General features: G+C 73.5%; 9 protein-coding genes. 6 read left to right on the forward strand and 3 right to left on the reverse strand.

The genetic code is table 11. The features are described 5' to 3' along the window. Positions 1-2 precede the first annotated feature (2 nt). Positions 3-1,712 carry a methionine--tRNA ligase gene (gene metG, locus ACZ3J7_RS33785; protein ID WP_465627211.1) on the reverse strand — a complete coding sequence of 570 codons (1,710 nt, stop codon included), beginning with the start codon at positions 1,710-1,712 and terminating at the stop codon, positions 3-5. Positions 1,713-1,923: 211 nt separating this feature from the next. Here metG and ACZ3J7_RS33790 point away from each other — a divergent pair, with 211 nt between their 5' ends. The 3 genes from ACZ3J7_RS33790 (at position 1,924) to ACZ3J7_RS33800 (ending at position 4,190) form a co-directional block, all read left to right on the forward strand. Next, a complete protein-coding gene (locus ACZ3J7_RS33790) occupies positions 1,924-2,685 on the forward strand; it encodes an ABC transporter ATP-binding protein (RefSeq protein ID WP_465627212.1) in 762 nt (253 codons plus the stop codon). Next, entirely contained in the window at positions 2,682-3,425 is a 744-nt protein-coding gene (locus ACZ3J7_RS33795; protein WP_465627213.1) for an ABC transporter permease, read from the forward strand. The genes ACZ3J7_RS33790 and ACZ3J7_RS33795 overlap by 4 nt, the downstream gene beginning before the upstream one ends. Positions 3,426-3,521: 96 nt before the next feature. Beyond that, positions 3,522-4,190: a PH domain-containing protein gene (locus tag ACZ3J7_RS33800; RefSeq protein ID WP_465627214.1), complete on the forward strand. Its 669-nt coding sequence runs from the start codon at positions 3,522-3,524 to the stop codon at positions 4,188-4,190. Positions 4,191-4,346: 156 nt separating this feature from the next. On the opposite strand, the gene ACZ3J7_RS33805 is transcribed toward ACZ3J7_RS33800, so the two are convergent. Then, complete coding sequence (locus ACZ3J7_RS33805; protein ID WP_465627215.1) at positions 4,347-5,267, reverse strand: NADP-dependent oxidoreductase; 921 nt, start codon at positions 5,265-5,267, stop codon at positions 4,347-4,349. A gap of 79 nt (positions 5,268-5,346) precedes the next feature. Here ACZ3J7_RS33805 and ACZ3J7_RS33810 point away from each other — a divergent pair, with 79 nt between their 5' ends. Continuing rightward, positions 5,347-5,739: a winged helix-turn-helix transcriptional regulator gene (locus ACZ3J7_RS33810; RefSeq protein ID WP_465627216.1), complete on the forward strand. Its 393-nt coding sequence runs from the start codon at positions 5,347-5,349 to the stop codon at positions 5,737-5,739. Here the strand turns inward: ACZ3J7_RS33810 and ACZ3J7_RS33815 are convergent. Beyond that, on the reverse strand, positions 5,727-6,716 hold the full coding sequence (locus tag ACZ3J7_RS33815; RefSeq protein WP_465627217.1) for a quinone oxidoreductase family protein: 990 nt from the start codon (positions 6,714-6,716) through the stop codon (positions 5,727-5,729). The genes ACZ3J7_RS33810 and ACZ3J7_RS33815 overlap by 13 nt on opposite strands. A gap of 101 nt (positions 6,717-6,817) precedes the next feature. Here ACZ3J7_RS33815 and ACZ3J7_RS33820 point away from each other — a divergent pair, with 101 nt between their 5' ends. Both ACZ3J7_RS33820 and ACZ3J7_RS33825 read left to right on the forward strand, forming a co-directional pair. Next, complete coding sequence (locus tag ACZ3J7_RS33820; protein ID WP_465627218.1) at positions 6,818-7,162, forward strand: ArsR/SmtB family transcription factor; 345 nt, start codon at positions 6,818-6,820, stop codon at positions 7,160-7,162. Positions 7,163-7,508: 346 nt separating this feature from the next. Continuing rightward, on the forward strand, positions 7,509-11,831 hold the full coding sequence (locus ACZ3J7_RS33825; protein WP_465627219.1) for a ricin-type beta-trefoil lectin domain protein: 4,323 nt from the start codon (positions 7,509-7,511) through the stop codon (positions 11,829-11,831). Positions 11,832-12,176 lie beyond the last annotated feature (345 nt).

The raw sequence follows: 12,176 nt of genomic DNA on the forward strand, positions 1-12,176 counted from the left end.
GGTCAGGCCCGGTCGCCGCCGAAGCGCTCGGTCCAGGCGGCCAGGTCCTCGTCGGTGATCTTGGCGAACAGCACCGGCGGGACGGTGAAGCCGGTGCCGGCCGGGACGAGCGCGAGGGCGCGGGCCTCGTCGGCGGTGACCCAGGTGCGGGTGTCGCCGTCGAGCGCGAAGGAGTCGCGGACCGTCCTGGCCGCGGCCGGGATGAACGGCTCGGAGACCACCGCGTACAGGTGGATCAGGTTGATCGCGGTGCGCAGGGTGCGCGCCGCCGCCTCCGGGTCGGTCTTGATCTCCGTCCACGGCGCGGTGACGTCCAGGTACGCGTTGCCCGCCGACCAGAGCGCGCGCAGCGCCTGCGCGGCCTTGCGGAAGTTCAGCCCGTCCAGCTGGGTCTCGTACTCGGCGAGCAGCTCGGCGATCTGGGCGCCGAGGGCGAGCTCCGCCTCGCCGTTCGGCGCGCCGGCCGGGACCTCGTCGCCGAAGCGCTTGCGGCTGAAGGAGAGCACCCGGTTGACGAAGTTGCCCAGGGTGTCGGCGAGGTCCTTGTTGACGGTCGCCGCGAACAGGTCCCAGGTGAAGCTGGAGTCGTCGGACTCCGGGGCGTTCGCCATCAGGTAGTAGCGCCAGTAGTCGGCCGGCAGCAGTTCGAGCGCGACGTCGGTGAAGATGCCGAGCTTCTGGCTGGTGGAGAACTTCCCGCCGTAGTACGTCAGCCAGTTGAAGGCCTTGACGTAGTCGACCTTCTTCCACGGCTGCCGCGAGCCCAGGATCGTCGCCGGGAACATCACCGTGTGGAACGGGACGTTGTCCTTCGCCATGAACTCGGTGTACCGGACGGTGTCGTCCGCCTCGTACCACCACGAGCGCCAGTCGCCGCCGGTCGCGTCCGCCCACTCCTTGGTCGCGCCGATGTACTCGATCGGGGCGTCGAACCAGACGTAGAACACCTTGCCCTCGGCCGCCAGCTCCGGCCAGGTGTCGGCCGGCACCGGGACGCCCCACTCCAGGTCGCGGGTGATCGCGCGGTCCTGCAGGCCCTCGGTCAGCCACTTGCGGGCGATCGAGGAGGCGAGGACGGGCCAGTCGTCGCCGTGCGCGGCGATCCACGCCTCGACCTCGTCGGTCAGCTTCGACTGGAGGAGGAAGAGGTGCTTGGTCTCCCGCACCTCCAGCTCCGCGCTGCCGCTGATCGCGGAGCGCGGCTCCAGCAGGTCGGTGGGGTCGAGGACGCGGGTGCAGTTCTCGCACTGGTCGCCGCGGGCCTTGTCGTAGCCGCAGAACGGGCAGGTGCCGACGATGTAGCGGTCCGGCAGGAAGCGGGCGTCCGCCACCGAGTAGACCTGGCGGATCGCCCGCTCCTCGATGAAGCCGTTGGCGTGCAGCTCGCGGGCGATCTCCTGGGTGATCTCGCGGTTCTGCGGCGAGGAGGAGCGGCCGAAGTAGTCGAAGGACAGCTGGAAGCCGTCGTAGATCGCCTTCTGCTGGTCGTGCGCCCGGGCGCAGAACTCCGCCACCGGCAGGCCGGCCTCCTGCGCGGCCAGCTCGGCGGGCGTGCCGTGCTCGTCCGTCGCGCAGATGTACAGCACCTCGTGGCCGCGCTGGCGCAGGTAGCGGGAGTAGACGTCCGCCGGGAGCATCGACCCGACCATGTTGCCCAGGTGCTTGATCCCGTTGATGTAGGGAAGCGCGCTGGTGATCAACTGCCGAGTCATCCTGGGATGCTCCCTGTTCTCCGGCGGGCACGCCGACGCGCCCGCGGGTGGGTGTCGAAGGCACGGGACGGGGCGCTGCGGCCGCCGTCCGGCCGCCGCCAATCGTACCCGGCGGGGCCGTGGGGGCCGCACCGCTCATCGACCGGCTGTCAAGCCCGGGAGCGGCTGCGCGGCCCTTGACGGCGATCGGGGGCGGCGGGAAACTCATCACATGATGAATTCTTCGGCGGGGCCGTCCGGCGGCCCCGCGATCCGGGTGGACGGGCTGGTGGTGCGGCGCGGCGGGACCGCGGTGCTGCCCGGGCTGGACCTGGTGGTGGAGCGCGGCAGCGTGACCGGGCTGCTCGGGCCCAGCGGCTGCGGGAAGACCACGCTGCTGCGCAGCGTCGTCGGGGTGCAGCGGACCGCCGCCGGCACGGTGACCGTGCTCGGCCTCCCGGCCGGGTCGCCCGGGCTGCGGGACAAGGTCGGGTACGTCACCCAGGCCCCGTCCGTCTACGGCGACCTGACCGTCGCCGAGAACCTCGACCACTTCGCGGCGGTCCTCGGCGCCCCGCCCGGCGACCCCGCCCGGGTGACCGCCCAGGTCGGGCTCGACGCGCACCGGCACACCCCCGTCGCCCGGCTCTCCGGCGGCCAGCGGGCCCGGGTCTCGCTCGCCGCCGCGCTGCTCGGCCACCCCGAACTGCTCGTCCTGGACGAACCCACCGTCGGCCTCGACCCCGTCCTGCGGCAGGAGCTCTGGCAGCTGTTCCGCGCGCTCGCCGCCGCCGGCGCCACCCTGCTGGTCTCCAGCCACGTCATGGACGAGGCCACCCGCTGCGACCGGCTGCTGCTGATGCGCGAGGGCCGCCTGCTCGCCCACGACACCCCCGCCGCGCTGCTCGCCGCGACCGGCGCCGCCGACGTCGAGTCCGCCTTCCTCACCCTCGTCCAGGCCGCCCCGCAGGCAGCCCCGGAGGCCACGCCGTGAACGCCGCCGCCCGCCGCACCCTCGCCACCGCCCGCCGCGTCCTGACCCAGCTGCGGCACGACCCGCGCACGGTGGCCATGCTGCTGTTCGTGCCGTGCCTGCTGCTGGTCCTGCTCAGGTACGTGTACGACGGGCAGCCCGGCACCTTCGACCGGATCGGCCCCGAACTGCTCGGCGTCTTCCCGCTGCTGGTGATGTTCCTGGTCACCTCGGTCGCGATGCTCCGCGAGCGCACTAGCGGCACCCTGGAACGCCTGCTCACCATGCCGCTCGGCCGGCTCGACCTGCTGCTCGGCTACGCGCTCGCGTTCGGCGCCGTCGCCCTCGTCCAGGCCGCGCTCGCCTCCGCCCTCACCACCGGCCTGCTCGGCCTGCACGTCGCCGGGCCGGCCTGGGCGCTGTTCGCCGTCGCCGTCGCCGACGGACTGCTCGGCATGGCGCTCGGCCTGCTGGTCTCCGCGTTCGCCGCCACCGAGTTCCAGGCCGTCCAGTTCCTGCCCGCCGTGCTGCTGCCGCAGCTCCTGCTCTGCGGCCTGTTCGTCCCCCGCGAGCGGATGGCGCCCGTGCTGCGCTGGATCTCCGACGTCCTCCCGCTCTCCTACGCCGTCGACGCGACGGCCCGGATCACCGCCGGGGCCGGCGTCGGCGGACGGGTCCTGCTCGACCTCGCCGTGGTGGCCGCCAGCACGCTCGCCGCGCTCGCCCTCGGCGCCGCGACGCTGCGACGGCGCACCGCCTGACCACCGGGTACGCCGAACACGGGACGGCCACTTCGTGACCGTCCCGTGTTCGAGTCACCGTTGGGCCCGGCCGGGCCCTGGGGCAGAATCGACGACATGACCGAATCCGACCGGACACCCCACCAGGGTGCCGCCGCCGACGAGCCCGTGTACGCCGACCGCGTCTACCGCTCCGTCCCCAGCGTCATCGCGGGCGCCATGATGCTCGCGGTCGCCGCCTGGCTGATCATCGACGCCGTCGTGTCCGGCACCGGAGCCACCCCGTGGGTCGCCCTCGCCGCCGCGCCCGTCTTCGTCTTCCCGGTGATCGCCTACACCCTGCGGCCCGTGGTGCGCGCCAACGACCAGCGGCTCGTGGTCCGCAACCCGCTGCGCACCATCGTCGCGCCCTGGGGCAAGGTGGAGACCCTCAAGGCCGGGTACTCGGTCGAACTCTTCGCCGACGGACGGAAGTTCCAGGTCTGGGCGATCCCGGTCTCGATCCGCCAGCGCAAGAAGGCCACCCGCCGGGCCACCCGCGCCGCCGCCGAGGGCGACCCCGCCCTCCGGCGCAGCACCCGCGTCACCCGCGCCCCCCGGGTCGACCAGCTCGACCCCACCCGCGCCTGGTCCGACGCCGTCGTCAGCACGCTGCAGGACCAGGCCGAACGCAACGCGAACAAGGCCTCGGCGGCCGGCGAGCTCCAGACCACCTGGTGCTGGTGGATCATCGCGCCGACCGTCGCCGGGCTGGTCGCGCTGGTGTCGGTGATCGCCGCGACCTGAGCGCCGCGGTGGCCGCGCGGCGGGGGCCGGGAGCGTTCCGCCGCTCCGGGTTCCTGGTCTTCGACAGCACGCAGCGGCCCGGACGTGCCGATGGGCTCCGGCCGCCGGCAGCACGAGCCCGCCGTTCCTGGGCCCTTGACGTGGTTCCCGGCGTGCTCAGGGCAGCAGCAGGAGGCGGCCGCGCAGGCCGCCCGACGCCAGGCGGCGGTGGGCCTCGGCGGCGGCGTCGAGCGGGAGCGTGCCGGCCACCCGGGGGGTGAGGCCGGCGGCGGCGAGGGCGGCGAGGCGGGGGCCGTCGGCGCGGATCCAGACCCGGGCCACCCGGGTGCCGCGCAGCGGGGGCGGCCCGCCACCGAGGACGGCGACCAGGGTGCCGCCGCCGCGCACCGCGTCCAGGGCGAGCGGGCCGAGCGAGGCGGCGTCCACCGCGCCGTCCACCCCGCCCGGGACGGCCTCGCGGACGGCCGCGGCCAGGTCCGCCGAGCGCGGCACGAAGACCTCGGCGCCCAACTCCCGCACCAGCGCCCCGTCCCCGTCGCCTGCCGCCGCGACCACCCGCAGCCCGGCCCGGACGGCCAGCTGGACGGCGAAGCCGCCCACCGCCCCGGCCGCGCCGGTGACCAGCAGCGTCGCACCCGGGCGGAGCGCCGCCAGGTCCAGGGCCTGCGCGGCGGTGAGCGCGCCGAGCGGCAGCCCGGCCGCCGCGACCGGGTCCAGGCCGTCGGGCAGCGGGGCGACCGCGTCCGCGTCCAGCACCACCTGCTCGGCCTGCGCCTTGAGCGGGAGGGCCAGCCGGTCGGACAGGCCGAGGACGGGCTGGCCGCGCCGGAACGCGGTGACACCGGGGCCGAGCGCGTCGACGGTGCCCGAGACGTCCCAGCCGAGGCCGGTCACGGGCAGCGCGGGCAGCAGCCCGGCGGCGGTCAGCGCGCCGGACCGGGTCTGCAGGTCGACGGGGTTGACGGCGGCGGCGGTCACCCGCACGCGCACCTGGCCGGGGCCGGGGACGGGCAGCGGCAGGTCGGCGAGTTCCAGCACCTCGGGGCCGCCGAAGGAACGGACGATCAGGGCTCTCATGACGGCGACGCTAGGCGTTGCTACTCTCCGGCGGGAAGCAGGCACCTGAGAGTGCGTAACCCACCGGAGGGTGACCCCGATGCCGACCCGTACCGCCGACCAGCAGCGCGCCCAGGAGCGCGCCCGCTACGACGCCTACCTCGCCGAGTGCCCCGCCCGGCAGCTGCTCGACCGGATCAGCGACAAGTGGGTCAGCCTGCTGCTCAACGCCCTCGCGGACGGCCCGCGGCGCTACAGCGAACTGCGCCGGACGGTGGCCGGGGTCAGCCAGAAGATGCTCACCCAGACCCTCCGGACGCTGGAGCGCGACGGCCTGCTGACCCGGACCGTCACCGCGGCGGTGCCGGTCCGGGTCGACTACGCGCTCACCCCGCTGGGCCGCTCGCTGCTGCCGGTGGTCGCCGCGGTCAAGGACTGGGCGGAGACCCACATCGAGGAGGTGCACGCCGCGCGCCGCGCCTACGACGGCTGACCCAGCGCGACCACGTACTTGCCCTCGCCCCGGCCGGCGGCCAGCAGGTCGTGCGCGGCGGGGACGTCGGCGAGGTCGGGCAGGACGGTCACCGGGGCCTCCAGGGAGCCGGCGGCGAGCAGGTCGAGGGTGCGGCGGACGGCGTCGGCGACCTTCGCGGGGGCGGCGGCGAGCAGGCCGGAGTGGCTGAAGCCGGTCAGGGTGGCGTTGGCGGCGAGCAGCCGGGGCAGGGGCGGCAGCGGGTCCGGAGTGCCGCCGCCCGCGTTGCCGAACAGGACGATCCGGCCGCCCGGCGCGAGCAGGTCGAGGTCGAGGTCGAGGGCGGCGGTACCGAGCGGGTCGAGGACGAGGTCGACGCCGCGCCCGCCGTTCGCCGCCCGCAGTTGCTCCCGCGCGTCCGCGCCGCGGGCGTGCACCGCGTGGTAGCCGTGGCGCCGGGCGGCCCCGGCCTTCTCGGGCCGCCCCACCGTGCCGAGCAGGCGGCCGCCTCCGAGCAGCGGCAGCAGCCGGGCGACGGCGGTGCCGACGCCGCCGCTCGCCGAGTGGACCAGGACGCTCTCGCCCGCGGTGAAGCGCCCGGCGTCGGTGAGCAGCAGCAGCGCGGTGGCCAGGCCGAGCGGGGCGGCGGCGGCGACCTCCAGCGGCACGCCGGCCGGGACGGGGACGGTCAGGGCGGCGTCGGCGACGGCGGTCCCGGCCAGGCCGCCGGACCGGGTGGCGGCGACCACCGGGGTGCCGACGGCGAGGCCGGTGACGCCCTCGCCGAGGGCGCGGACGGTGCCCGCCACCTCCTTGCCCGGGTGGTGCGGCCAGGCGGCGGCGTAGCCGTCGCCCCGGCGGGCCATCACGTCGACGAAGTTGAGCCCGGCGTACGCGACGTCGATCGCGACCTGCCCGGGTCCGGGTCGCGGCGGTTCGAGGTCGAGGACCCGGCTGTGCTCGGCGCCGCCGGCTTCGGTCATCACGAGTGCGCGCATGGCGGTCCCCCTGGGACGTCGGAAGCTACGATGTTCTACGAACATCGAAATTAGTACCACGCAGTTTCGACGGATGTCGAACATCGCAGGAAGGGACCCCCGTGCCCCGAGCCAGCCGCCGCCGCGAGGCGCCGCACTACCCCGACACCGCCGACATCGACCTGCTGGACGTCCTGCACGCGCTCTCCGACCCCACCCGGATGACCATCGTGCTCACCCTCAGCGCGGAACCCGAGCGCGCCTGCGGCACCTTCCCGGTGGACGTCGCGCCCTCCACCCTCAGCCATCACTTCAAGGTGCTCCGCGAGGCCGGCCTGATCCGCCACCGCGAGGAGGCCAACCGCCGGCTGACCACGCTGCGCGCGGCCGACCTGGAGGAGCGCTTCCCCGGCCTGCTGGCCGTCGTGGTGGCTGCGTACCCGGGCGGGGTCGGGGGCGGGACGTGACGTTCCGTCCGATGTCGGTCATGGGCGCGGAGGCTCCTTTCGTCCTGCGGATTCTCGAATTCGTCCCGATATCGCGAAGGCCCTCCTGATATCGGAGGTGATGAGGCGTCAATTTGCCGCCCTGTAGGGGGAGAAGGGCCGACTCGGGTGGTTTTGGCGAACACGCGGGAAAATATTGGACATACCGCCGGGAGGTCTTGACCCGATCTTCGTGCGGGAAGCATCGTTCTCAAACGAACGCCCGTCCGAGGGGGGTGGGCTGTCGTGAGGGGGGACCGCGCGCGCCATGTCCGATACGACCCAGTTGAGACGCCGCAGACAACGAATCCGGTCCACGGGGGGAGGCGTGCTCGGCCGGGCGACGGTGGCGGCGGCCACGGCGCTCGTGCTCACCGCGCTCTCCTCCCCGGCCGCGTGGGCCGCGACGCCCGCGCCCGCGCCCACCGCGGGCGCGCAGGACGCTCCGGCGCCGGCCGAGACCGCGCAGACCAAGGCGATCCGCTCGGCCCTCCAGCGGGCCGGGGAGACCGGGAAGCCGGTCCGGATCGACGCGATGACGAACGAGACCACCGAGGTCTTCGCCGACCCCGACGGCCGGACGCTCCACTCGGACGCCAACGCCCAGGACGTCCGCACCAAGCGCAACGGGACCTGGCAGACCCTGGACGCGACCCTGCGCGCCAACGCCGACGGCACCGTCACCCCGGCCCTGACCGGCAGCGACCTGGTGCTCTCCGGCGGCGGCGACGGTCCGCTGGCGAAGATCACCACCGCCGACGGCGCCTCGATGGCGATCAGCGCGCCCTTCCCGCTGCCGAAGCCGACCCTGGACGGCCCGACCGCCACCTACGCCTCCGTGCTGCCCGACGTGGACCTGCGGGTGACGGCCCGTCCGGACGGCGGCTGGCGCGACGTGATCGTGGTCAGGACCGCCCGGGCCGCCGCCGACCCGCGGCTGAAGAGCCTGCACTTCCCGCTGCGGACCACCGGCGTGAAGGCCGGCACGGACGCCGCGGGCAACGTCGCGTTCAAGGACGCCACGGGCAGGACGCGCTTCCACGCCCCGACCCCGTTCCAGTGGGACTCCGCCACCGCCCCCGAGCCGGCCCCCGTGGTCAAGCCGGGCGGCGCCCGGGCCACGTCGCCGTTCGCCGCGCCCGGCGCCGCCGAGGCGAGGGCCGCGGCCGAGGCCTCGAACGCCGAGCGGCCCGGCGCCGCCGCCGCGGTCTCCGCGATCGGGATCTCCGCCGGTGACACCGAACTGGTGCTCACCCCGGACCCGGCCACCTTCGGCAAGGGCACCGGCCCCTGGTACCTCGACCCCGAGACCAGCGTCGACAAGGGCGCCACGGTCAACGCGCAGGTCCAGGAGAACCACCCCGACACCGCCAACGTCAACACGCTCAGCTCGCTGGGCGTCGGCTACTGCGGCTACTCGGACTGCACCGGCTACGGCCGCTACCGCGCGTACTACCAGATCCCCAGCCCCGACGGCCTGTTCGAGGGCGGCGGCCACGGCACCGCGACCGTCAACCGGGCCACCCTGTCCACCACCGTGGTCGACGCTTCCTCGCCGGGCACCAAGTCGACGCTGAACGTGTACAGCGCCCCGGCCTTCCAGGGCACCACCACCTGGAACAACCAGCCCTGCGGCACCAACGGCAAGATGACCGGCTGCACCTGGGCCGCCAACGCCGACGTCACCGGCACCGGCACCGGCACCATCAGCTGGGACGTCACCTGGTGGGTGCAGAAGCTCGTCAACGACAAGGCCCCCAACTGGACGGTCGGCATCTCGGCCGAGAACGAGACCGACAAGCTGCTGCGCCACCACATCGGCTCCAACGCGCACATCACCACGTACTACGACATCGCGCCCACCATCTGGTACCCGCGGACCTCCCCGACGCCCGGCTTCGTCAACGACCCGACCTTCGGGACCCAGGTCAACGACTGCCAGACCCCGGGCGGCGGCTACGCGTGGTACGCGCCCGGCTGGGTCGGCGCCAACCAGTACGTCTCCCTGAGCTCCAGCGCCTGGTCACCGATCGGCGCCACCGTCACGGTCGGCTTCCACATCTGGGACGACAACGACGGCACCTGGCACGCCTACCCCAGCAGCACCGGGGCCGGCGGCTACGGCACGGCGACGGTCAACGTCGACCGGATGACCGACGGCCACCAGTACGGCTGGACGTCGAGCGCCGGTGACGGCTCGCTGTCCTCCGGCACCACCCCCTCGTGCTACTTCCGGGTCGACAAGACCCCGCCGAGGGTGAGCATCTCCTCCACCGACTTCCCGGCCAGCGGCACCATCGGCGCCGCCCCGACCAAGAAGGCCGGCCAGAGCGGCACCTTCACCCTCACCGCCGCCGACCCGGCGCCCGCGACCGGCCTCAACGCCTCCGGCCCGGCCTGCATCCGCTGGAGCACCGACCCGACCGCCGTCACCGGCTGGTCCTGCAACGCGCCCGGCACGCCCAACAAGGAGGGCGTGGTCAAGGGTGCCTCCGGCACCTTCCCGTTCGCGCCGCCCACCTGGGGCACCAACATCCTCTACGTACAGGCGATGGACGTGGCGGGCAACTACAGCCAGCCCCAGCCGTACACCTTCTACGCCCCCTGGGACGCCAGCACCGCCGCCGGCGCCCCCGGCGACCTGAACGGCGACGGCCGCGGTGACGTCATGGTTCCGGACGACCTCGGCAACCTGCGGGTCATCGGCCTGGACAGCGACATGAGCGCCATCCAGGGTGCCCCGGTCGGCCTCGCCCCCGGCGGCACCACCTGGAAGAACGACCCGGCCACCGGCCTGACCGTCCGGACCACCCACCTCGGCGCCCTGCGCTCGTCACCCAACCCGGTCGACGACGCCATCGTGTGGACCAACGCCACCGTCGACGGCACGTCACTGGCCCGGAACCTCTACCTGTACCAGAACAACGGCGACGGAACCTTCCAGGCGCCCGGGCTGCTGACCAAGCCGAAGAGCTGGGTCGGCCTCGACGGCGTCGCGCTCCCCTCGGCCCCCACCGGCTGGAGCGGCACCTGGACCAACCTGACCCAGGTGGTGTCGCTCGGCGTGCTGCACGCACCGCTCAGCCCCAATGACCCCACGGCCAATCCGGAGAGCATCGAGCAGACCTCCGTCCTCACCGTCGAGGGCGGCAAGCTCTGGCTCTACCGCGCTCACCCCACCGACCGGATCGGCGCCCCGGCGGTCAAGGTGTCCGACGCCAACTGGGACAACTACGAGCTGATCAACCCCGGTGCCGCCTCCGGCACCGTGCGACCCACCCTGTGGACCCGGGACAAGACCGACGGCACCATCCGGGCCTACGACATCACGCTCACCGCCGGCGGGTACCTGGACTTCGGCAACCTGGTAGACCCGACCACCAAGGCCCGAACGGTCGGCACCCAGAAGTTCACCGCCGCCGCCTACGCGCGGATCGGCTCCAGCGGTGACGCCACCAAGGACGGCCTGCCCGACCTCTGGGCGTTCGACACCGCCAACCGCCTCAAGGTGTGGCCCGGCACCGCCACCGCCGGCTCCACCGCGGTGACCGGCTTCGCCACCACCCCGTACGACCAGGGCGACAGCCGCCGCACGGTCGCCCGGCTGAAGCTCACCGACCCCGGCGGTTCCGCCGTCACCGACGTCTACGGCAACAACCCGATGACGGCCGGCGGCGCGGTCACCTTCCCGACCGACACGGTCAACGGCAGGAGCACCACCGTCGCGCACTTCGGCGGCGGCCTCGGTACGGCCGGTGCCAACTCGGTGATCTCCTACGGGAGCGGCCAGAACCAGCAGGTCAAGGTCGACACCACGAAGTCCTTCACCGTCAGCGTCTGGGCCAAGCCGGCCGGCGTGAGCGGTTCGGTGCTGTCCACCAAGGGCGCCACCTCCAGCGGGTTCATCCTCTGGCCGGACAAGGACGGCACCTGGCGCTTCGCCCTGGCCACCGCCGACAGGGCCGGCTGGAACTACCACGAGACGGCGGACGTCAGCACCAGCGCCGCGCGCTACCAGGCCGGCCGCTGGGACCGCCTGACCGCCAGCTACAACGCCACCACCGGCGGCATGTCGCTGTACGTCAACGGGGTACTCGCCGGCAGCAGCTACCACGCCGGCAAGTTCGGCTACAGCGGGCCGCTGGTGATCGGCAACTCCCAGGAGTCGGGCACGCTCTCCGCCGCGTTCGACGGCAGCGTCAGCGACGTCGAGGTGTTCGACACCCCGACCGACCCGAGCACCGCCACCAGCCGGATCATGGCCGACCTGCCGACCGGCGTCGGCGGCAACAAGTGCCTGGACGCCAACGGCAGCGTGGACGCCAACGGCACCGCGATCCAGATCTGGGACTGCAACCCCAGCACCGCCCAGCAGGCCACCTCGCAGCCGAACGGCACCGTCAAGGTGCTCAGCCGCTGCCTCGACGTCACCGGCGCGGCGACCGGCAACGGCACCAGGATCCAGCTGTGGACCTGTGACGGCAACCCCGCCCAGCAGTGGCTCTACCGCGCGGACGGCTCGCTCTACAACCCGATGTCCGGCCGCTGCCTGGACATCCCCAACGGCAACCTCGCCAACGGGACGCAGCTGCAGATCTGGGACTGCAACCAGACCTACCCGCAGCGCTGGGGCATGGGGGCGGCCGCCTGACCCAGCGCCCGAACGGCCCGGTCGGGGGGCGCCACCGGCTCCCCCCGACCGGCTCCACCGCCTCGGAAATCGGCCCGGAATTCACCGGGGCAATTCCACCGGGGCGGCTTCAGGCGCACTTCCTGAATTCCCGTGTCCGGTATTTCCGAAAGCGATCCGATTCGACGGCGAACTTTATAACGGGATGGTGAATTCGGCCGTCGCGCACTGGCGTCGGCCGGTCGCCCGTCCCTAGATTCCCGTGTTGACCACTGCGCATGCTCCAGGGCGCCCTGTCTCCTGACGGGGCGTCTTTTGCGCATGGTTCCAAGCGAGTTGGGGAGAACCAGATGGGGGCACAGCGTG

This window comes from Kitasatospora sp. NPDC015121 (assembly GCF_055562955.1).

What these genes read in the sequence shown, in the direction of transcription:
- metG (WP_465627211.1), bottom strand. Translation starts at nt 1,712, where the DNA reads ATGACTCGGCAGTTGATCACCAGCGCGCTTCCCTACATCAACGGGATC.
- ACZ3J7_RS33790 (WP_465627212.1), top strand. Translation starts at nt 1,924, where the DNA reads ATGATGAATTCTTCGGCGGGGCCGTCCGGCGGCCCCGCGATCCGGGTG.
- ACZ3J7_RS33800 (WP_465627214.1), top strand. Translation starts at nt 3,522, where the DNA reads ATGACCGAATCCGACCGGACACCCCACCAGGGTGCCGCCGCCGACGAG.
- ACZ3J7_RS33805 (WP_465627215.1), bottom strand. Translation starts at nt 5,267, where the DNA reads ATGAGAGCCCTGATCGTCCGTTCCTTCGGCGGCCCCGAGGTGCTGGAA.
- ACZ3J7_RS33810 (WP_465627216.1), top strand. Translation starts at nt 5,347, where the DNA reads ATGCCGACCCGTACCGCCGACCAGCAGCGCGCCCAGGAGCGCGCCCGC.
- ACZ3J7_RS33815 (WP_465627217.1), bottom strand. Translation starts at nt 6,716, where the DNA reads ATGCGCGCACTCGTGATGACCGAAGCCGGCGGCGCCGAGCACAGCCGG.